Genomic DNA, 20,937 nt, shown 5'->3' with positions numbered 1-20,937 from the left:
GTGACCGAGCCGATCATCCGCCCCGCCGTTCCCTCCGATGTCCCGCAGATCCTCGACCTCATCCGCGGCCTCGCCGTGTACGAGCGCGAACCGGATGCGGTGAAGACGACCGAGGCGCAGCTGCACAGGAGCTTCTTCGGCGAGCGGCCTGCGGTGTTCGCGACCGTCGCCGAGGCGGCGGGAGCGAGCACAAGCCAGCCCGGTGCCCCTCGCCTCGACGGCATGGCGCTCTGGTTCCTGAGCTACTCGACGTGGGAGGGCGAGCACGGCATCTGGCTCGAAGATCTCTACGTGCGCGAGGCTACGCGGGGCAGCGGCCTCGGGAGGGCACTCCTCCGCTCGCTCGCGCAGGAGTGCGTCGCGAAGGGCTACCGGCGCCTCGAGTGGTCGGTCCTCAAGTGGAACGAGCCGTCCATCGGCTTCTACAGGAGCCTCGGCGCGTTCCCCATGGACGAGTGGGACACGTTCCGGCTCACGGGCGATCCGCTGCAGGCGCTGGGCGGCTGAGCAGGATCTCGCCGAGCCAGGCGGCGGCGGGTGGCACGGCGCCCCGTCGGGTGACGTACGACACGTGCCGCTCCCCCAGATCCTGCACGGCGGGCCGAAGCACGACGTCGAAGTCGTGGTCGATGGCGGCGTCCGTCGAGAGGGCGAAGCCGAGCCCCTCGGCGACGAGGCCGTGGATCATGTAGAGGTCGTCCGTGCGCATGAGCTCACGCACCGGGTAGCCGAGCGATTGGCCGACGCGGCGCAGCACGCGGTCTGAGGCCTCGTCGTTGCTGCGGCTGAAGACCCACGGCACCTCCCGCAGGTCGGCGAAGTCGATGCTGTCGCGGCTCGCCCATTCGCTGTCGCGCGCGACCATCACGCCGTATGGCTCGGTGAGGAGACGCTGCAGCATGAGGTCCGGGACGGCGAAGGCGGGCTCGACGGACACGTCGAAGATGAGCCCCGCGTGCACCTCGCCGCTCCTGAGCATCCGCACGATCTCCGTCGGCTCCCCTTCGACCACCTCGACCCGCACCGACGTGCGCTTCTGCAGGCTGGCGATCGCCGAGGGCAGCAGGCGTGAGCCCATCGAGGCGAACGTGCCCACGCGCAGGGTGACGACGCCCGCGTCGCGCTGATCGGCGACCAGCTGCTCGGCCCGGTCGACACGCGCGATCGCCTGCTCGATCTCGGCGGCGAACGACACTCCGAGCGGGGTCAGCGACGTGCCCCGCCGCCCGCGGTCGACGAGGCGGGCGCCGAGGTGCGACTCGAGGCTGCGCAGATGGTGCGTCACCGTCGGCACCCCGTACTGCAGCGCCTTCGCAGCCCCCGTGAGGCTTCCGTGCTCCTGGACGGCGAGGAGCACGCGGAACTGCTGGAGGTTCATCACCCCTAGACCGTATGTCACTGACGGCAGGATCCTGCTATATCGCCGTCGTCAGTTCGTTCCTAACCTGAACGCATGTCCATCCTCCACGCACCCGTCCCGAGCAGCGCAGCTCAGGTCGACGGCATCACGACCCCCGCCGGGCACCGCATCCCGCGAGCGCAGTTCGAGACCCCGTACGCCGACGCTCTCCGCTCCCTCGCCACCCACGACTGGCAGCGGATGCACGTGCCGGCACATCACGCGAAGGCGGTGAATGCGCCCGGCGTCGCGAGCATCGTCGGTGCCGACGCGCTGAGCCTCGACTTCCCGATGCTGTTCAGCGGCGTCGACCAGGACACGTGGCGCCTCACGACGCCGGGCCGAGTCACCCCGCTCATGCGGGCGCAGGACCTCGCCGCCGATGCGTGGGGAGCGAGCCGCGTCTGGTTCACGACCAACGGAGCCTCCGGCGGCAACCACGTCGCGACGACCGTCGTGCGTGGCCTCGGCACCGAGTTCGCCGTGCAGCGCAGCGTGCACTCGAGCGTCATCGACGGCATCACGCACGCCAACCTGACCCCGCACTTCGTGCACGGCGCCGTCGACTCCGGCCTGGGTGCCGCGCACGGGGTGACTGCGGAGCAGGTCGCGGCGACCCTCGCCGAGCATCCCCGGTCCGCTGCCGTCTACATCGTCTCGCCGAGCTACTTCGGGGCGGTGGCCGATGTCGCGGCGATCGCGGCAGTCGCCCACGGGCACGGGGTGCCGCTCATCGTCGACGAGGCGTGGGGTTCGCACTTCGGGATGCACCCGGCGCTCCCCACGAACGCGGCACGCCTCGGCGCAGACCTCGTCATCTCCAGCACCCACAAGGGCGCGGGCTCGCTCACGCAGTCGGCCATGCTGCAACTCGGCCACGGGCCCCACGCCCGGCACCTGGAGTCGCTCGTCGACCGGGTCGTCCGCTCCTACCAGTCGACGAGCTGCAGCGCCCTGTTGCTCGCCTCGCTCGACGAGGCGAGGAGGCATCTCGTGACGCGGCCAGACGCGGTCGAAGAGGCCCTCGCATCCGCGCAGCGCATCCGCCGACTCGTGCACGACGACCGCAGGTACCGCGACGCGACTCCCGACATCCTCGCCAGCCCCGATGCCATCGCGAACGACCCCTTCAAGATCGCCATCGACACTCGAGGTGCCGGCATCACGGGCACGGATGCGCACTACCAGCTGCTCCGCGACCATCGTGTCTACTGCGAGCTGTCGACCCCCTCCGCGTTGCTGGTGCTGGTCGGCGCGACGGCTCGGGTGGACGTCGAGCGCCTGTGGGGCGCACTGCAGGCGCTCCCCGAGGCGGAGGTCGAGCCGATCCGCCCCGTCTCGCTCCCCGCGAGCTGCGAGCGCGCGATGGGCCTCTCGGACGCGTTCTTCAGCCCCGTCGAGACGGTGCCGCACACGGAGGCGGTCGGCCGCATCTCCGCCGACTCACTCGCTGCCTACCCGCCAGGTGTGCCCAACGTGCTGCCAGGCGAGGTGCTCAGCCAGGAGGTCGTCGACTTCCTGCGGCACACGGGCGCAGCGCCGTCCGGCTACGTGCGCGGCGCGAACGACCCAGAGCTCTCCACGTTCCGCGTCGTCGCCTGACCCCCAGTTCTGCCCACAACCACCAGCGCGCACGCGGCGCCCAACCTCAGCACCACGACATCAGCACAAGGGAGTGTCATGTCCACGACAACCACCGCACATCCGCCTCAAGGCGAGATGCAGCGCGGCCTCAAGAACCGCCACCTGCAGCTCATCGCCATCGGCGGCGCCATCGGAACGGGGCTGTTCCTCGGCTCCGGCAAGCTCATCAGCGTCTCCGGGCCGTCGATCATCTTCGTCTACATGGTGATCGGGTTCTTCGTCTTCTTCATCATGCGCGCCCTCGGCGAGCTGCTGCTCTCGAACCTGCACTACAAGACCTTCGGCGACATCGCGAAGGACATGCTCGGGCCGTGGGCGGGCTTCTTCGTGTCCTGGAACTACTGGTTCTCGTGGGTGATCGCGTGCGTCGCCGACATCGTCGCCATCACCGCCTACGTGCAGTGGTTCAACGCCGACATCCCGAACTGGCTGCCCGCGCTCATCGCGGTCGTCGTGCTCACCGTCCTGAACCTCCAGCCCGTGAAGTGGTTCGGGGAGACCGAGTTCTGGTTCGCGATCATCAAGATCGTCGCCATCCTCGGCCTCATCGCCGTGGGCATCGTGCTCATCCTCACCCGGTTCCAGAGCCCAGACGGTGACACCGCCACGCTCGCGAACCTCTGGGAGCACGGCGGGATGTTCCCCATGGGCGCGAGCGGGTTCGTGCTCGGCTTCCAGATGGGCATCTTCTCGTTCATCGGCGTCGAGCTCGTCGGCACGGCCGCCGCAGAGACCGAGAACCCGCGCAAGACCCTGCCGAAGGCCATCAACTCGATCGTCGCTCGCATTCTCATCTTCTACGTGGGCGCCCTCATCGTCATCATGAGCGTCACGCCGTGGGACAAGATCGAGCCGGGCAAGAGCCCGTTCGTGTCGACGCTCGCGATCGCCGGGTTCGGCCTCGCCGCGTTCGCGATCCAGCTGGTGGTGCTCAGCTCGGCCGCGTCGAGCGCCAACTCCGGCCTGTACTCGGGCACGCGGATGCTGTTCGGGCTCTCGAAGGACGGCCACGCCCCGAAGGCGTTCGCGATGACCAGCAGCCAGGGCGTGCCGACGAAGGCCGTCTTCTTCACCTGCGTCTTCCTGTTCTCCGCCATCCCGCTGCTCTTCGCGGGCGACGAGGTCATCGCCGCCTTCACGTTCGTCTCCTCGATGTGCGCGACCCTCATCCTCTTCACCTGGGGCTCCATCGTGGTCAGCTACATCGTGTACCTGCGCCGCTTCCCCGAGAAGCACCGAGCGTCGAAGTTCAAGATGCCGATGGCGCGCGTCGCACCCTGGCTCGTGCTCGCCTTCTTCGTCTTCATCGCCGGCACGCTGCTGTACGGCGACGACACCCGGCTGCCGTTCCTCGCGGCCCCGGTCTGGTTCATCATCCTCTCCGTCCTGTGGCAGCTGCGGAAGCGGAAGCTGCAGCGGGAGGGGCGTCCGCTGACCGCCCCGATCCCGACCATCCCGCATCCGCTCGACGAGCGGGACTGACCGGGTGGAGGTGCGGCATGCGCGTCGCACCTCCACCCTCCGCCCAGGACGGCCGGGCATGCTCTGCGCATGAGGAAGCTGATGCTGAACACGTACCTGTGGGTGGCGGTCGCCTTCTACGTCATCGCCCTCGCCGATCTCGCGAACGACGGCAGCATCTGGATCGTCTGGTTCGCCCTCGGCGTGGTGTTCACGGTCATCGCCTTCCGGAGGCCGAAGCCCGAGCCTCACCCCGAGACCGCCGAGCAGGAGGAGAGACCGTGACCGCAGATCTGAGCAAGGGCGACCGCGTGAGCTGGAACACCCCGCAGGGCCGCACGCAGGGCGAGGTCGTCGAGAAGAAGACGAAGGACTTCCAGTTCGACAAGCAGAAGTTCACCGCCTCAGAGGACGAGCCGGCGTACATCATCGAGTCGGAGAAGTCTGGGGCGAGGGCCGCGCACAAGGGATCAGCGCTGCGCAAGCTCTCGTAGGCTGGGGCGCATGGCAGATACCGTTCTCGAGACCGCCGACCGCCACTACGAGTCCTCGCTCGAGGGCAACGACGTGCGCCTCGTCGTCGCCGACATGGACGGCACGCTGCTGCTCGACGACCACACGGTTCCCGACGCGTTCTGGGCTCTCCTGCAGCGGATGCGCGAGGCCGGCGTCGAGTTCACCCCCGCGAGCGGCCGACAGTACGCGACCCTCGCGAAGCTCTTCGAACGCGACTCCGACGGCATGTCGTTCATCGCCGAGAACGGCACGTTCGTGGTCCGCGACGGCCAGGAGGTCAGCTCGCTGACGCTCGATGAGTCGTTCATCCGGCAGGCGATCGCGCTGCTGCGCGGCCTCATCGAGAGAGGTCACGACCTCGGGATCGTGCTGTGCGGCAAGAAGTCGGCGTACATCGAGCGCGGCGACGACGTGTTCATCGCAGAAGCCCGCAACTACTACGAGGCGCTCACGGTCGTCGACGACATGCTCGACACCGATGATGAGTACGTGAAGATCGCCGTCTACGACTTCGCCGAGGTCGAGACCGGGGCGGCCGCCGAGGTGGACGAGCTGCGCGAGTCCCACCGGGTCGTCGTGTCGGGCCACCACTGGATGGACATCATGCCGCCTGAGGCCAACAAGGGCCTCGCTGTGCGACAGCTGCAGGAGCGCCTCGGAGTGACTGCGGCGCAGACAGCGGTCTTCGGCGACTTCTTCAACGACGTCGAGATGTTCGCCGAGGCCGAGCGCTCCTACGCGATGGTTGGCGCGCATCCCGAGGTCAAGGAACTCGCAAAGTACCTCGCCCCCTCCAACCAGGAGCAGGGCGTCGTCACCGTCGTGAGCGCGCTCCTCGACGCGCAGGCGTAGCGCTCCGGACCAGTTGTTCCCGCGCCCCGGGATGCGACCGTGATGGGTTTCGGCGACCGTGATGGGTTTTCGCTCGGGCTCGTGATGGGTTTTCGTGACCGTGATGGGTTTTCGCGCGGCCTCGTGATGGGTTTTCGCGACTGGTGATGGGTTAATTCCCATCACGGTCACCGAAACCCATCACGGCCACCGCTCGGGGCACCGGCAGAGCACCCAAGGGCCCGCGCGAGGGGCTCCACAGGCAAGGCCTGCACCCCAGACAGTTGTGGGCTGACGCTGTCGCGCAAGGTTGTGGGGTGACGCTGCCGCGCGGTGGCGGGCGGACGCTGCCGCGGACCGTTGTGGCCTGGTGCTGTTCCACGGAGAGGGAACGACATCAGGCCACAACTCTGCCGGTGAGTGGTGGGCTGGTGCTGCCGCGCGGTGGCGGGCCGACGCTGTCGCAGACAGTTGTGGCCTGGTGCTGTTCCACGGAGAGGGAACGACATCAGGCCACAACTCTGCCGCGTAGTGGTGGGCTGGCACTGCCGCGCAAAGTCGTGGGCCGGCAGTGTCGCGCGGAGAAGTGGGCTCGTGGAGTCGCGGACAGTTGTGGGCTGACGCTGTTCCACGGAGAGGGAACGGCATCAGGCCACAACTCTGCCGCGGAGGAGTGGGCCGAGGCTGTCGCGCGAAGTCGTGGGCCGACAGTGTCGCGCGGAGTGGTGGGCTGACAGTGTCGCGCGGAGTGGTGGGCTGACGCTGCCGCAGACAGTTGTGGCCTAGTGCTGTTCCACGGAGAGGGAACGACACCAGGCCACAACTCTGCCGCGTGGATGCGCGCGGCCGGCGGGCGCATCCGCCGGCCGCGCGAGACCCCGCCAGCCTCAGCCCTCGCGGGCGCGAGCACGCGAGGCCTGACCGGGCGGACTCGCGCGGGCTACACGCGGTCGGGGGCCGCTTCGATGAACGTCGTCGGCACGTAGCGCTTCAGCTGCGTGACGTGCGACGGGTTCAGCTCCTCGAGGGAGTGCGCACCGAGCAGCTTCATGGTGCGGATGATCTCGTCGGAGAGGATCGCGATGGTGCGGTCGACGCCCTCGCGCCCGCCGGCCATGAGGCCGTACAGGTAGGCGCGGCCGATCATCGTGAAGTTCGCGCCGAGTGCCACGGACGCGACGATGTCGGCGCCGTTCATGATGCCCGTGTCGACGCCGATCTCGAGATCTTTGCCGACCTCGCGTGCAACGGCGGGGAGCAGGTGGAAGGGGATCGGAGCCCGATCCAGCTGCCGCCCGCCGTGGTTGGAGAGGACGATGCCGTCGACGCCGAGGTCGGCGAACGTCTTGGAGTCCTCCAGGTTCTGGACGCCCTTGATGACGATCTTGCCCGGCCACATCTCGCGGATGACCTTGAGGTCCTCGAAGTTGATCGTCGGGTCCATCGCCGAGTCGAGCAGCTCGCCGACCGTGCCGCCCGTCGTCGCGAGCGACGCGAACTCGAGCTTCGGGGTCGTGAGGAAGTCGATCCACCACCAGGGGCGCGGGATGGCGTTGATGATCGTGCCGACGGTCAGCTGCGGCGGGATCGAGAAGCCGTTGCGCTTGTCGCGCAGGCGGGCGCCGGCGACGGGGGTGTCGACCGTGAAGTGCAGCGTGTCGAAGCCCGCCTTCGCGGCGCGCTCCACGAGGCCGTAGGAGATCGAGCGGTCCTTCATGACGTACAGCTGGAACCAGTTGCGGCCGTTCGGGTTGACCTTCGCGACCTCTTCGATCGTCGTCGTGCCGAGCGTCGACAGGGTGAAGGGGATGCCCGCGGCGGCGGCGGCGCCGGCACCGGCGGTCTCGCCCTCGGTCTGCATGAGGCGCGTGAACCCGGTCGGGGCGATCGCGAACGGCATCGCCATCGGCCCGCCGAGCACAGTGCTCGACGTGTCGACGTTCGCGACGTCGCGCAGCACGGACGGGTTGAACTCCACATCCCGGAACGCGGTGCGCGCGCGGCGCAGCGACAGCTCGCCCTCGGCGGCGCCGTCGGTGTAGTCGAACGCCGCCTTCGGGGTGCGCCGCTTCGCGATGCGCCGCAGGTCCTCGATCGTGAGCGCCGAGTTGAGGCGGCGGCGACGGCCGTTGAGGTCGGGTTTCTTGAACTGCATGAGCTCGAGCAGCTCGAGGGGCTTGGGGGCTTGACGTTTCACCATGGGGCAGCTGCCTTTGCTTCTATCGGGTGATCTTCGGGTCGTAGCGGATGATCTGCGTCGATCTGGCGACGATGGAGCGGATCTCAGAGAGACTGTCGGGGATCCAGCCGTGCGCGCGCGCCTGCACAAGCAGGTTACCCATCGCGGTCGCCTCGACGGGGCCCGCGAGCACGGGCATCCCGGATCGGTCGGCCGTCGCCTGGCAGAGAAGCGCGTTCTGCGATCCGCCGCCGACGATGTGGATGACGCTCACCGGATGCTCGGCGAGGGCCGCGGCTGTCGTGACGGCCTCGGCGAAGGCCTGCGCGAGGCTCTCCACGATCGAGCGGACGATGCCGGCTGGTGTCGTCGGCGCCTCGAGGCCGCGCTGGGTGAGCCACTCGGCGATGCGCCCTGGGATGTCGCCTGGCGCCATGAAGACGGGGTCGTTGACGTCGAAGATCGGCACGTCGCCGCCCACCTGGGCGGCGTCGGCGAGCAGCTGCTGGAGGGTGCTCGAGCGCTGCGCATCCGTCGCCGCCGGCTCCCAGTGCCGCTGCGATTCCGACAGCAGCCAGAGGCCCATGACGTTGTGCAGGAAGCGCACGCGGCCGTCGACGCCGCCCTCGTTCGTGAAGTTCGCCTCGCGGGCGGCGTCGGTGACGACCGCCTCGTCGAGCTCGAGGCCCACGAGACCCCACGTGCCGCACGAGATGTACGCGAAGTCGCGCCCCTCGTTGGGGATGGCGACGATCGCGGAGGCCGTGTCATGGGAGCCGACCGCGACGACGTCGATGTCACGCCCGACGATGCGCGCCGCCTCGCCCTCGAGCGAGCCGAGCACGGCACCAGGGTCGACGAGGTGCGGCAGGATGCGGGCGGGAACCCCCACGCGCTCGGCGAGCTCCGCATCCCACTCACGCGTGTCGGCGCAAAGCAGACCCGTCGTCGAGGCGTTGGTGCGCTCGGCGACCTGCGCGCCCGTCAGCCAGTAGGCGAGTAGGTCGGGCAGGAGCAGCAGCTGGTCGGCGAGGCCCAGCAGCTCACCGTCGGTCGCGAGCTGGAAGACCGTGTTGAAGGGCAGGTGCTGGAGGCCGTTGCGGCGGTAGAGCTCCTCGGCGGAGGTGATGGCGTGCACGGCTTCGACGCCCCGGGCGGTCCGCTCGTCGCGGTACGCGTACGGGACCCCGAGGACGCGCCCCTCGCGCAGCAGCGCGTAGTCGACCGCCCACGAGTCGATGCCGATGCTCGCGATCTGGCCAGGCGCGTCACGCTCAGCCGCGGCCAGCCCGTCGAGGACATGCTGGTAGAGGCCGAGGAGGTTCCAGTGCAGCCCGTCGCGTGTGCGGACGGGGTTGTTCGGGAAGCGCGCCTCGTGGCGCATCGTGAGCACGCCGTCCGTGATCGTGCCCGTGATGACGCGACCGCTCGTGGCTCCGAGATCGACCGCCGCGACCGTGCGGGGCGCATCCGCCCCGCCCCGGCCTGCGGCGCTCGATCCCTGCGCAGCAGACTCGGTCATCGCAGGAAGGCCGCCGCGACGCCCGAGTCGACGGGGATGTGCAGACCGGTCGTGCGTGTGAGCTCTGGCCCCGTGAGCACGTACACCGCGTCGGCGACGTTCTCCGGCACGACCTCGCGCTTGAGGATGGTGCGGTTCGCGTAGTACTGGCCGAGGTCCTCTTCCTTCACGCCGTAGGTCGCGGCGCGGTTGGCGCCCCAGCCTGCCGCGAAGATGCCGGAGCCGCGGACGACGCCGTCGGGGTTGATGCCGTTGACGCGGATGCCGTGCTCGCCGAGCTCGACCGCGAGGAGGCGGACCTGGTGGGCCTGGTCGGCCTTCGTCGCCGAGTACGCGATGTTGTTCGGGCCCGCGAAGACGGAGTTCTTCGAGGAGATGTAGATGACGTCGCCACCGAGCTTCTGCTCGATGAGCGCCTTGGCGGCGGCCTTCGACACGAGGAAGGAGCCCTTCGCCATGACGTCGTGCTGCAGGTCCCAGTCCTTCTCGGTCGTCTCGAGGAGCGGCTTCGAGAGGGAGAGGCCGGCGTTGTTGACGACGAGGTCGATGCCGCCGAACGCGAGGAGGGTCGCGTCGATGGCGGCCTGCACGCCGGCGGCGTCCGCGACGTTCGCTGCGACGCCGATCGCGACGTCGGTGCCGCCGAGCTCGGCGGCGGCGGCCTGCGCCTTCTCGAGGTCGAGGTCGGCGACGACGACGCACGCGCCTTCGGCTGCGAGGCGGGTCGCAATGGCCTTGCCGATACCGGATGCGGCGCCCGTGACGAAGGCGATGCGGCCCTGGTGCGTCTTCGGCTTCGGCATGCGCTGCAGCTTCGCCTCCTCGAGCGCCCAGTACTCGATGCGGAACTTCTCCTCGTCGGAGATCGGGGAGTAGCTCGAGAGCGCCTCGGCGCCGCGCATCACGTTGATCGCGTTCAAGTAGAACTCACCGGCGACGCGCGCGGTCTGCTTGTTCTTGCCGTAGGAGAACATGCCGACGCCGGGGACGAGCACGATGAGCGGGTCGGCGCCACGGATGGCGGGCGACTCGGCCGTCGCGAACTTGTCGTAGTAGGCCTTGTAGTCGGCGCGGTACGCCGCGTGCAGCTCCTCGAGGCGAGCGCGCTGCTCCTCGACGGATGCCGTGGTCGGCAGGTCGAGCACGAGCGGCTTGACCTTGGTGCGCAGGAAGTGGTCGGGGCAGCTCGTGCCGAGGGCGGCGAGCTCGGTGAGCTTCTCGCTCGCGAGGAAGTCGAGCACGCGCTCATCGTCGGTGAAGTGACCGATCATGGGGGCGTCGTGCGAGGCGACGGCGCGGATCGACGGCGCGAGGGCCGCCGCGCGTGCACGGCGCTCGTCGGCGGGGAGCGCCTCGAAGCCGCTCACGACGCCGCCGAAGGGGTCGGCCTTGCCATCTGCATCGATGTACGCCGATGCGGTCTCGATGATCCAGAGCGAGTTGCGCTCCGACTCCTCGGAGGTGTCGCCCCACGCGGTGATGCCGTGCCCGCCGAGGATGCAGCCGATGGCCTGCGGGTTCTCGTCCTTGATGTTGGCGATGTCGAGGCCGAGCTGGAAGCCGGGGCGGCGCCAGGGCACCCAGACCACCTTGTCGCCGAAGATCTTCGCCGTCAGCTCCTCGCCATCGGCCGCTGTCGCGATCGCGATGCCCGAGTCGGGGTGCAGGTGGTCGACGTGCGCCGCATCCACGAGGCCGTGCATGGCCGTGTCGATCGACGGGGCCGCGCCTCCCTTGCCGTGCAGGCAGAAGTCGAAGGCCGCGACCATCTCGTCCTCGCGCTCGACGCCCGGGTAGACGTTCGTGAGCGCGCGGAAGCGGTCGAGGCGGAGCACGGCGAGGCCCTGCTCGGTGAGCGTTCCGAGGTCTCCCCCGGAGCCCTTCACCCAGAGCAGCTCGACGGGCTCGCCCGTCACGGGGTCGGTCTCGGTGCCCTTCGCGGAGGTGTTCCCACCCGCGTAGTTCGTGTTCTTCGGGTCTTCGCCGAGGCGGTTGCTGCGCGAGATGAGATCGGCTGCTGCTGGGTTCGTCATGTCAGTTCCTTCGAAGCTCGTGAGGTCGGTGAGGGGTGACGCTTACGCGCCCCAGCTGGCCTGGACGCCGCCGACGCGCTCCTCGGCGACCTGCTGCTCGTACCCGGATGCACGGAACGCGGCGAGCGGGTTCGCGGGCAGGCCGCGCGACTCGCGCCACTCGGCGAGGGCGGGGCGCACGTCGGTCGAGAACGCGTCCATGTAGATCTCGTGTGCGACGAGCACGTCGCCGGCCTTCTGCGCCGCCGTGAGGGCGTCCTTGTCGATGAGCAGCGCGCGGGCCGTCATCTCCTGCACGTTGAGGACGGAGCGCATCTGGCCCTGGATCTTCGACTCCACGTTGTGGCACTGGTCGAGCATGAAGGCCACGTCGGGGTTGTTGAGCCCACCGCCGCGGATGACCTCGGCGAGGATGCGGAACAGCTGGAACGGGTCGGCCGAGCCGACGATGAGGTCGTCGTCGGCGTAGAAGCGCGAGTTGAAGTCGAAGGAGCCGAGGCGTCCGAGGCGCAGCAGCTGCATGACGATGAACTCGATGTTGGTGCCGGGCGCGTGGTGGCCGGTGTCGAGGCAGACCATGGCCTTCTCGCCGAGGGCCGCGACCTGCACGTAGCTCGTGCCCCAGTCCGGAACGTCGGTGTGGTAGAACGCCGGTTCGAAGAACTTGTACTCGAGCACGAGGCGCTGGTCGTCGCCGATGCGGGCGTAGATCTCCTGCAGCGAGTCGTGCAGGCGGTCCTGACGGCCGCGCAGGTCGGCCTGGCCGGGGTAGTTGGAGCCCTCGGCGAGCCAGATCTTCAGGTCGCGCGATCCGGTCTCGTCCATGACGTCGATGCAGCGGAGGTGGTGGTCGATGGCCTTGCGGCGCACCGCTGCGTCCTCGTGCGTGAGGGCGCCGAACTTGTAGTCGTCGTCCTGGAACGTGTTGGAGTTGATCGTGCCGAGCTCGACACCGAGGTCTTCGGCGTGCTTGCGGAGCGCGCCGAAGTCGTCGACGACGTCCCACGGGATGTGCAGGGCCACGCTCGGGGCGAGCGCGGTGTACGTGTTGACCTGGGCTGCGTCGGAGATCTTCTCGAACGGGTCGCGCGGCGTGCCTGCCGTCTGGAACACCTTGAATCGGGTGCCTGAGTTGCCGAACGCCCAGGACGGGAGCTCGATGCCCTGTCCTTCGAGCGCTGCAAGCTGGTCTGCGGAGAGGATGCTCACGGTTCGTCGCCTTCGTTGGTCGGTTGCGGATGCGCTCCCGGGCCGAACGACGTCGTCCACGGCTTCGGGAACTCGATTCACGGTATGTGGGCGAGCGGGGATGCCTGTTCGCGCCGAACCGTATTGAATCGTTTCAGTGATCTCAGATTACGAGCCGGAGTGAATCGTGTCAAGCACGCGCGGCGGTTCACGTCCGCCCACCGGGGTGAGCCGGGCGGGACATCCGCGTGAACACGGGCGAAACCCGCATCCACTACCCTCGGAAAGCGCATTCCAGGACACCGCACGAGCAGGGACCATCGCACGCACATGACACGAACCCACCCGATGGCCGAGCTGCCACACCCCCGCCGCCTCTTCGACCTCGGCCCCCACAACGGCGCCCACCGTGTCGCGATCCGCGCCGGCATCTCCGTGGGCGCCCCACTCCTGATCCTGTGGAGCATCGGGCACGTCGAGCTCGCGCTCTACTCGACCTTCGGCGCCTTCGTCTCGTTCTACGGGCGCAGCCACTCGCACGTGATCCGCGCTCGCCTGCAGAGCGGCGTGGCCGTCGGCATGGTCGGCGCTGTCAGCGTCGGCGCCGCAGTGAGCCTCTCCGAGCAGCGCGAGTGGCTCGTCCTCCCGGCGACCGCCGCCTACGCGGCGGTCATCACGGGCGCCGCCCAGCGGTTCGGATGGAAGCCGACTGGCGCGCTCTTTCCCGTCTTCGCGCTCTCCGCGACGGCCTCCATCCCGGGAGGCGAGGCGGATGCGCTCCTCGCGGCCGGCACGGCCGCCGCGTCGGCGGCCTTCGCCCTGATCGTCTGCATCTCGGGCCTGGCCCGCCCAGCCGCCCGCGAGTTCGAGCGCCGGGCACGAGCATCCGCCGCCCCGACCAGACCCGAGAGACTGCGCATCAGCGCGGCAGTGGGGGCCGGCCTCGTCGTCGGCGTCGCGGGGCTCATCCCCACATCTCTCGGGCTCGACTACCCCTACTGGGCCATGGTCGCGGCCGCCGCCGCGCTCGCGACCTCGGGCCCCGACGAGCAGCTGGTACGGGCCGGCCACCGCCTCACGGGGACCATCGCCGGAGTGGGCGTCGCGTGGCTGATCATGGCCGTCGACCTGCCTCCGCTCGTGACGATCGCCATCATCTGCGTGCTGCAGATGTGCGCGGAGCTGTTCGTCGTGCGCAACTACGGACTCGCCCTCGTCTTCGTCACCCCACTGGCGCTGGTCATGCTCGACTTCGCGCACCCGCAGCCCGATCTCACCCTGCTCTTGGCCAGGATCCTGGAGACGGGCGTCGGCGTCGCCGTCGTGATCGCGGCCGCCCTGGCCTGGCGCTGGGTGGAGCGCTCGCGGGCGCAGTCGGCGGGTTGAGACCCTCGTCGCGATCTCGCTTGACACGTTTCAGAGCGAGTGGCAAAGTGGAAAGCGCTTACCCGCTCCGAGCGGGATATCGACCACGGTCAAAGATGACGAGGATTTTCAATGACGAGAACACAGAGTGACACTGGTGCGGTGTCACAGGAGAACGAGGGCAAGACGCCCCGCAAGGCCGCGCTCAGCGGATGGATCGGCAGCGTCCTCGAGTACTACGACTTCACGCTCTACTCGCAGGCGGCGGCGCTGGTCTTCCCCGTCGTCTTCTTCCCGACCGGCGACCCCACCGTCGCCCTCATCTCCTCGCTCGCGACCTACGCCGTCGGCTACGTCGCGCGCCCCATCGGCGCCATCGTGCTCGGCAACTGGGGAGACAAGCACGGCCGCAAGAACGTGCTCGTCATCGCGATGCTCCTCATGGGCCTCTCGACGCTCGCCGTCGGGTTCCTCCCCACCTACGACCAGATCGGCCTCTGGGCGCCCCTGATCCTGGTGTTCCTGCGCCTCATCCAGGGCTTCGCCGTCGCCGGAGAACTCGGCGGTGCGAGCGCCATGATCGTCGAGCACGCCCCAGCAGGCAGACGAGGGTTCTTCGCGAGCTTCGGCCTGCAGGGCACCCAGGCCGGCTCGATCATCGCGACCGCCGTGTTCATCCCCCTCACCGCGGTCCTCACGGACGAAGCCTTCATCGAGTGGGGCTGGCGCATCCCGTTCATGCTGAGTGCCGTCGTCGTCCTCGCCGGCTTCCTCATCCGCAAGCACGTCGAAGAGCCGCCGGCCTACACCCGCTCGCTCGCGGTCCAGCAGGCCCAGAACCGCCAGGCGCCCGTCATCGAGCTCTTCAAGAACAACGGCTGGACGGTCTTCCGCGCCATCCTCATGACCCTCGCCAACGTCGCCGGCGTCACGACCCTCGTCTTCGGAACGAGCTTCGCGACGCAGGAGGCCTACGGCGTCGCGATGCCCGCCTCCACGTTCCTGTGGGTGCCGCTCATCGCCAACGTGGCGGCCGTCATCGTCATCCCCGTCTTCGGCATGCTCTCCGACAAGATCGGGCGCCGCACGCTCATGATCGTCGGCTCGTTCGGATCCGGGCTCGTCGCGATCGGCTACCTCACCGCCATCCAGTCCGGCAACCTCGTGCTCACGATCGTGCTCGCGATCCTCATGATGGGCGTGCTCTTCCAGATGTGGAACGCCACCTTCGCGACGTTCTTCCAGGAGCTGTTCCCGACGCAGACCCGAGTGACCGGCTTCGCGATCTCGCAGAACGTCGGCCTCATGATCGTCGCCTTCCTGCCCTCGATCTTCACGTTCGTGGCCCCTCCAGGCTCGGACAACGTGCCGCTGGTCGTCGGCGGGCTCACCCTCGCCATCGCCACCGTCTCAGCCCTCGCGACGCTGTTCACTCCGGAGACGCGCGGCAAGGACATCGAGAACCACGACTGAACCGACCCGAAGGGGCGTTGACCGAGGCCGTCCCCGCGCGGGGGCGGCCTCGACCGGCATCGAGGACACCGCACGCGCCGGCATCGGCGAGACTGCATCACGACGGAACGAGGACACCATGACGAGAATGCGCGCAGCCATCGTGGGCACCGGCGACGTCGCTCGACTGCACGCCGAGGCGATCGCCGCCAGGGATGACGCGGAGGTCGTGGTCGCCGTGGACGTCGACGCGGACCGGGCAGCCGCCTTCGCCCAGAAGTACGGCATCCCGCGCTCCGCGACCTCGCTGCCAGACGGGCACCTCGACGTCGTGCACCTCTGCACCCCGCCGGCAGGCCACGCGGCCCAGGCAGAAGACGCCTTCGCGCGCGGAGCTCACGTCGTCGTCGAGAAGCCGCCGGCGCTCACCCTCCGCGACGTCGACCGGATGGTCGCAGCCGGCGAGGCCGCGGGCAGGCACCTCGCCGTGGTCTTCCAGCAGCGCACCGGCACCGCGACGGCGCACGTCAAGCGCCTCCTCGACGACGGCCACCTCGGGCGCCCGCTCCTCGCCCGCTGCGACACCTTCTGGTTCAGGGACGACACGTACTTCGCCGCGCCCTGGCGAGGCACGTGGGCGAACGAAGGCGGCGGGACGACCCTCGGCCACGGCATCCACCAGCTCGACCTGCTCGCCTATCTCCTCGGCGAGGTGGATGAGGTGCACGGCCAGACCTGGCGCCTCGCGCGCGACATCGAGACGGAGGACGTCTCGACGGCGGTGCTGCGCTTCGAGTCCGGCGTCGTCGCGACGGCGATGACCAGCGCCGTCTCACCCAGGCAGGCGAGCTCCATCCGCATCGACACCGAGCTCGCGACGGTCGAGCTCGAGCACCTCTACGGCCACGGGCACGCCAACTGGCGCATCACCCCACGCCCGGGGGCGGATGCGCCGAGCAGCTGGGCGTTCCCCGCGGCCGAGCGGCCGAGCGGGCACGACGCCTACATCGACGCCGTCTACCCCGCCCTCGCGGCAGGTGCCGCGCTGCCGGACATCGCCTCCGCGCCCGCCAGGTCCATGGAGATCGTGGCCGCCCTCTACGCGTCGAGCGAGCGCTCGGCCGCCGTCGCCCTCCGTGAGGTCATGGAGTCGGGCGAGCTGCGCGGACAGATGTCCGCGCGAGTGCGCGACGAGCGCCGGTCATGAGCTCCCCCTCCCGCGAAGAGCTGCCCTTCGGCCTCGGCACGGTCGTGCACCGCGACCCGAGCGCGCTGCCGATCGAGTCGCCCCGCCCCTACGTGCATCCGCTGCGCACCCCCGCGGGCGCCGTCGTGAGCGACTTCCGGCCCGCCGACCACACCTGGCACTGGGGCCTCTCCGTGACCGTCGCGAACATCCGCATCGACGACGCCGCTCACGACGTCAACCTGTGGGGCGGCGTGACCTGGGTGGATGGTCGAGGCTACGTGCAGCTCGACAACAACGGCTCGCAGACGGTCGACGAGACGCAGCCGGCCGACGGCACGCGGCTCACGTGGCGCGAGGCCGACGGCTCCGCGTTCCTGCGGGAAGAGCGGATGCTCGACGCGAGCATCCGCGACGACGACGGGCGCAGCGTCGGCGTCCTCGATGTCAGCAGCCGCTGGACGAACCTCCGCGACGCCGAGCTCGCGTTCGGCTCGCCCACGACCGCCGGCCGCCCGGACGCCGGCTACGGCGGACTGTTCCTGCGACTGCACCCCAGCTTCTCGGGCGCGCGCCCGCTGTCGCCGCTGCTGCCCGCCGACCCGGACGCCACCCTGCACGGCGCGGAAGCCGCCTGGCTGGGTCTCGAGAGCGGACCCGTGACCGTCGTCATGGGCGCGCATCCGGCGAACCCGGTCTCCCCCACCCCGTGGTTCGTGCGGAACGACGGCACCCCCATGCTCTGCGCGGCTCCGTTCTTCCACGAGGAGTGGAGGCTGGGGCCCGGCGGGGGCGCGACGTGGCGCTGGCGCATCCTCCTCTCCGACTCGCCGCTCCGCGCCGAACGCATCACCCACCTGCTCGACGAGGCCTGAGCGGCGAGCCTCCGTGGCCTTCGGAGTTGCCGCCCACGAGCGAGGCACCCGCCCCGCAGACCCCGCGTGCCCTAGCATCGCTGTACACCGAAGGAGGCCCATGGCAGTCAGCGTGCGCGACGTCGCGACACTCGCAGGCGTCTCCGTTGGCACGGTCTCGAACGTGCTGAACCACCCAGAGAAGGTCTCGAAGGCCACCGTCGACAAGGTGCAGTCGGCCATCGAGGAGCTCGGCTTCGTGCGCAACGACGCCGCCAGGCAGCTGCGCGCAGGCGAGAGCCGCACCGTCGGCCTCATCGTCCTCGACCTCCGCAACCCGTTCTTCACCGAGGTCGCGCGAGGCGCCGAAGAGCGCGCCGCCGAGCTCGGCTTCTCCGTCCTCGTCGCCAACAGCGACGAGCAGGAGGAACGCGAGCGCACCCACCTCGGCCTCTTCGAGGAGCAGCGGGTCTTCGGCGTGCTCGTCACCCCCATGGCCGCCAACATGCCCCAGCTCGAGCGGCTCCACAAGCGCGGAACCCCCGTCGTGCTCGTCGACCGCGAGAGCGCCGACGAACGCTACCCGTCCGTCGCCGTGGACGACCGCACCGGCGGCCGCATCGCCGTCGAGCATCTCCTCGAGACAGGGCACCGCCGCGTCGCGTTCCTCGGCGGGCCGATGGAGATCCAGCAGGTCACCGACCGCTTCGAGGGCGCCCGCGACGCGGTGCGCGAGGTCCCGGGCGCGACGCTCGAGGTACTGACGACGGATGCGCTCTCCATGTCCGAGGGCAGGCGGGCGGGGCTGCTCCTCGCCGAGCGCGACGGCGCCGATCTCCCCGACGCGGTCTTCGCGGCCAACGACATGCTCGCGCTCGGGCTCCTGCAGAGCCTCCAGGGCACCAGCCACGCGACGGTGCCCGAGAGCATCGCGCTCATCGGCTACGACGACATCGACTTCGCGGCTTTCGCCTCGACCTCGCTCAGCTCCATCCACCAGCCGGCGCACCTCATCGGCTCGAAGGCCATGGACCTGCTCGTCGCCGCGGCCCGGGACCCGAAGTCGACCCCCGAGCACATCCGCTTCACCCCCGAGCTCGTCGCCCGCGCCTCGACGGCACCCCGCGCCTGACCCCGCCCCGTCCCCGTCCCCGCGCCCGCCCCCGCCCAGGGCTGAGTTGTGGTCGTCAAGAACGCTGCTGAACGACCACAACTCAGCTCCGGGCGGCCGAGCGCGGCGACGACCACCGGTCGGTCCTGCGCGCGGTCATCGCCGCGGACTGATGCGGATCGCACGTATCCTGGAGCCGTGACCCCAGAGCTCGCGCGCGCCGAGTCGCTCATCGCGACCATCCCGGATTTCCCCGAAGCGGGCATCCAGTTCCGTGACATCACCCCGCTCTTCGCCGACGGCGCCGCCCTGCGCACCGCCGTCGACGCCGTGATCGAGCCCTTCGCCGGCACCTTCGATGTCGTCGCGGGCGTCGAGGCGCGAGGGTTCCTGCTCGCAGGCGCCATCGCCAACGCCGCGGGCGTCGGCCTCATCCCCATCCGCAAGGCCGGGAAGCTGCCCCGCCCAGCGGCGTCGATCACGTACGACCTCGAATACGGGTCGGACAGCCTGGAGGCGGCACAGGACCTGCCGGCCGGCACCCGCGTCCTGCTCGTCGACGACATCCTCGCAACGGGCGGCACCCTCCGTGCGGGCCAGGAGCTCCTCGAGCAGCTCGGCTACACGCTGATGGGCACGGCCGTACTCATGGAGCTCGTCGACCTCGACGGGCAGCAGGTCGCCGGCCCCGTGCACAGCCTCTTCGAGGTCTGAAACGCAACTCGCCCCGGGGCGCCTCCGAGTCGTGACAGGCCCGAAACATGGGCTGGCTAGCGTTGCGAGCATGTCCCTTCTTGTCACCCACGCGCGCCTCATCACGATCCCAACGGGCTCCACGGATGCCGGTTACATCGAAGACGGATGGATGCTCGTCGAAGACGGCCGCATCGCCGCGATCGGGAGCGGGACGCCGTCCGTCACCGCCGACGAGACGATCGACGTGGCCGGCAGATTCGTCGCCCCCGGCTTCGTGTCGAGCCACTCGCATCTCTTCACGAGCGGCCTCAGGGGCCTCGGCGTCGCCGACACCCTGTACGGCTGGTGCGACTCCATGCTCGGCACGACCGCCCACATGACGCCGGAGCAGCTGTACTGGTCGACCCTGCACGGCTCGCTCGACTTCCTTTCCAACGGCGTCACGACCGCATACAACTTCACCGACCCGCTGCAGGCGTGGGAGTCGATGGTCGACGGGAAGCGAACGGGAACCGCGGGCATGCGCCCCCTCGAGTACCACTACCGCCAGGCGGACGGCACGCTCGATTCCGGCATCCGCTTCGTCGACGCCTCGGGGATGGATGCGACCGTCGGCAGCGACGACGAGATCTTCGACCGGCTCCAGGCGGAGGTCGCCCACACGAGGGCCATGGACCCGGCGTACGCCCTCGGCTCGTCCATCATGGGCCAGGTGCAGTGGTCGCCTCGGGCCGATGCCGCCGACCTGGAAGCCGAGGCCATGCGTCGCTTCGGCATCACGAACCAGGCGCACTTCCTCGAGTCGCCAGAGGCCGTCGAGCACCAGCAGTCGAAGTTCGCCCTGTACCGGGATGCTGGGGCCCTCGAGCTTGGCCTCATGTTCGGGCACTTCATCCAGACCACTCCGGAGATCATCGCCGAGGCCGCCGCTCGCGGGGCGAGCATGTCCTGGCAGCCGGCCTCGAACGGGCGACTCGCCTCCGGCGTCGCGCTCGTGCCGGAGATGCTCGAGCTCGGCATGAAGGTCGGCGTCGGCCTCGACGACCAGGCCTGCACCGACGTGAGCGACCCGTGGCAGAACATGCGCATGGGCATCTACATGCAGCGCTCGCGCACGAAGGATCCCCTGTCGATGATGCCCGAGCTGATGCTGCGCCTCCACACGCTCGGCGGGGCCGAGATCATGGGAGTCGCCGACCGGGTCGGCTCGCTGGAGGTCGGCAAGTTCGCCGACTTCGTCATCGTCGACCCGCGCTCCCCCGACGTCGGGCCGCTCTGGCACCCCGTGCGGTCGTACGTGCTCGCGATGAGCCCGCGGAACCTCAAGGCCGTCTACGTGGGCGGTCAGCTCGTGAACCGCGACGGGACATCCACGAACCCCCTCGCCGAGGAGGCATCGGCGAGGCTCCACGAGCTGCCGGCGGCGATCATCCCGCTGCGCGGCCACCCGCACTGAACGACGTCGCGGCCGGGAGGATGCTCCCGGCCGCGAGGTTCGAG

Annotated in this window: 18 protein-coding genes; 13 read left to right on the top strand and 5 right to left on the bottom strand. The window is 69.6% G+C overall.

Translation table 11 applies throughout. The features are described from left to right. Positions 1-507: a GNAT family N-acetyltransferase gene (locus tag C5E05_RS14815; protein WP_104342367.1), complete on the top strand. Its 507-nt coding sequence runs from the start codon at positions 1-3 to the stop codon at positions 505-507. Here the strand turns inward: C5E05_RS14815 and C5E05_RS14810 are convergent. Then, on the bottom strand, positions 473-1,378 hold the full coding sequence (locus tag C5E05_RS14810) for a LysR family transcriptional regulator (protein WP_104342366.1): 906 nt from the start codon (positions 1,376-1,378) through the stop codon (positions 473-475). The two genes, C5E05_RS14815 and C5E05_RS14810, sit on opposite strands and share 35 nt — an antisense overlap. A gap of 75 nt (positions 1,379-1,453) precedes the next feature. On the opposite strand from C5E05_RS14810, the gene C5E05_RS14805 reads away from it, so the two are divergent. From C5E05_RS14805 to C5E05_RS14785, 5 genes are all read left to right on the top strand, one after another. Beyond that, positions 1,454-3,001, top strand: coding sequence for an aminotransferase class I/II-fold pyridoxal phosphate-dependent enzyme (locus C5E05_RS14805; protein WP_104342365.1), 1,548 nt, complete (start codon positions 1,454-1,456; stop codon positions 2,999-3,001). Positions 3,002-3,079: 78 nt separating this feature from the next. Next, the gene (locus tag C5E05_RS14800) at positions 3,080-4,525 is read left to right on the top strand and encodes an amino acid permease (protein ID WP_104342364.1); all 1,446 of its coding nucleotides are present in this window, start codon (positions 3,080-3,082) and stop codon (positions 4,523-4,525) included. Between the two features lie 69 nt (positions 4,526-4,594). Further along, entirely contained in the window at positions 4,595-4,789 is a 195-nt protein-coding gene (locus tag C5E05_RS14795; RefSeq protein WP_146081136.1) for a hypothetical protein, read from the top strand. Next, positions 4,786-4,998: a DUF2945 domain-containing protein gene (locus tag C5E05_RS14790; RefSeq protein ID WP_104244848.1), complete on the top strand. Its 213-nt coding sequence runs from the start codon at positions 4,786-4,788 to the stop codon at positions 4,996-4,998. The genes C5E05_RS14795 and C5E05_RS14790 overlap by 4 nt, the downstream gene beginning before the upstream one ends. 10 nt (positions 4,999-5,008) lie before the next feature. Continuing rightward, the gene (locus tag C5E05_RS14785; RefSeq protein WP_104305672.1) at positions 5,009-5,872 is read left to right on the top strand and encodes a Cof-type HAD-IIB family hydrolase; all 864 of its coding nucleotides are present in this window, start codon (positions 5,009-5,011) and stop codon (positions 5,870-5,872) included. 919 nt (positions 5,873-6,791) lie between these two features. Here C5E05_RS14785 and C5E05_RS14780 read toward each other — a convergent pair. From C5E05_RS14780 to rhaI, 4 genes are read right to left on the bottom strand one after another with little or no spacing between them, the layout of a single operon-like run. After that, complete coding sequence (locus C5E05_RS14780; protein WP_104244852.1) at positions 6,792-8,051, bottom strand: alpha-hydroxy acid oxidase; 1,260 nt, start codon at positions 8,049-8,051, stop codon at positions 6,792-6,794. Between the two features lie 19 nt (positions 8,052-8,070). Further along, positions 8,071-9,552, bottom strand: coding sequence for a rhamnulokinase family protein (locus C5E05_RS14775; protein ID WP_104342362.1), 1,482 nt, complete (start codon positions 9,550-9,552; stop codon positions 8,071-8,073). After that, the gene (locus tag C5E05_RS14770) at positions 9,549-11,585 is read right to left on the bottom strand and encodes a bifunctional aldolase/short-chain dehydrogenase (protein ID WP_104342361.1); all 2,037 of its coding nucleotides are present in this window, start codon (positions 11,583-11,585) and stop codon (positions 9,549-9,551) included. Before C5E05_RS14770 ends, C5E05_RS14775 begins: the two co-directional genes overlap by 4 nt. A gap of 42 nt (positions 11,586-11,627) precedes the next feature. Next, positions 11,628-12,794: an L-rhamnose isomerase gene (gene rhaI, locus C5E05_RS14765; protein ID WP_104305669.1), complete on the bottom strand. Its 1,167-nt coding sequence runs from the start codon at positions 12,792-12,794 to the stop codon at positions 11,628-11,630. Positions 12,795-13,103: 309 nt separating this feature from the next. On the opposite strand from rhaI, the gene C5E05_RS14760 reads away from it, so the two are divergent. The 7 genes from C5E05_RS14760 (at position 13,104) to C5E05_RS14730 (ending at position 20,893) form a co-directional block, all read left to right on the top strand. Next, a complete protein-coding gene (locus tag C5E05_RS14760) occupies positions 13,104-14,159 on the top strand; it encodes an FUSC family protein (protein ID WP_146081135.1) in 1,056 nt (351 codons plus the stop codon). A 111-nt stretch (positions 14,160-14,270) separates the two neighbouring features. Then, a complete protein-coding gene (locus C5E05_RS14755) occupies positions 14,271-15,611 on the top strand; it encodes an MFS transporter (RefSeq protein ID WP_104342359.1) in 1,341 nt (446 codons plus the stop codon). 118 nt (positions 15,612-15,729) lie between these two features. Continuing rightward, entirely contained in the window at positions 15,730-16,797 is a 1,068-nt protein-coding gene (locus tag C5E05_RS14750; RefSeq protein WP_104342358.1) for a Gfo/Idh/MocA family protein, read from the top strand. Then, the gene (locus C5E05_RS14745) at positions 16,794-17,651 is read left to right on the top strand and encodes a DUF6807 family protein (RefSeq protein ID WP_104342357.1); all 858 of its coding nucleotides are present in this window, start codon (positions 16,794-16,796) and stop codon (positions 17,649-17,651) included. The genes C5E05_RS14750 and C5E05_RS14745 overlap by 4 nt, the downstream gene beginning before the upstream one ends. 100 nt (positions 17,652-17,751) lie before the next feature. Then, complete coding sequence (locus C5E05_RS14740) at positions 17,752-18,762, top strand: LacI family DNA-binding transcriptional regulator (RefSeq protein WP_104342356.1); 1,011 nt, start codon at positions 17,752-17,754, stop codon at positions 18,760-18,762. A gap of 177 nt (positions 18,763-18,939) precedes the next feature. Further along, positions 18,940-19,455: an adenine phosphoribosyltransferase gene (locus tag C5E05_RS14735; RefSeq protein ID WP_104332571.1), complete on the top strand. Its 516-nt coding sequence runs from the start codon at positions 18,940-18,942 to the stop codon at positions 19,453-19,455. Between the two features lie 70 nt (positions 19,456-19,525). Further along, the gene (locus C5E05_RS14730; protein WP_104342355.1) at positions 19,526-20,893 is read left to right on the top strand and encodes an amidohydrolase family protein; all 1,368 of its coding nucleotides are present in this window, start codon (positions 19,526-19,528) and stop codon (positions 20,891-20,893) included. Positions 20,894-20,937: the final 44 nt, after the last annotated feature.

The sequence above is a fragment of the Pseudoclavibacter sp. AY1H1 genome (assembly GCF_002931055.1).
Classification (GTDB): Bacteria; Actinomycetota; Actinomycetes; order Actinomycetales; family Microbacteriaceae; genus Pseudoclavibacter.
The sequence above is the reverse complement of the archived record's forward strand: the minus strand, read 5'-3'. Positions and strand labels throughout refer to the sequence as shown.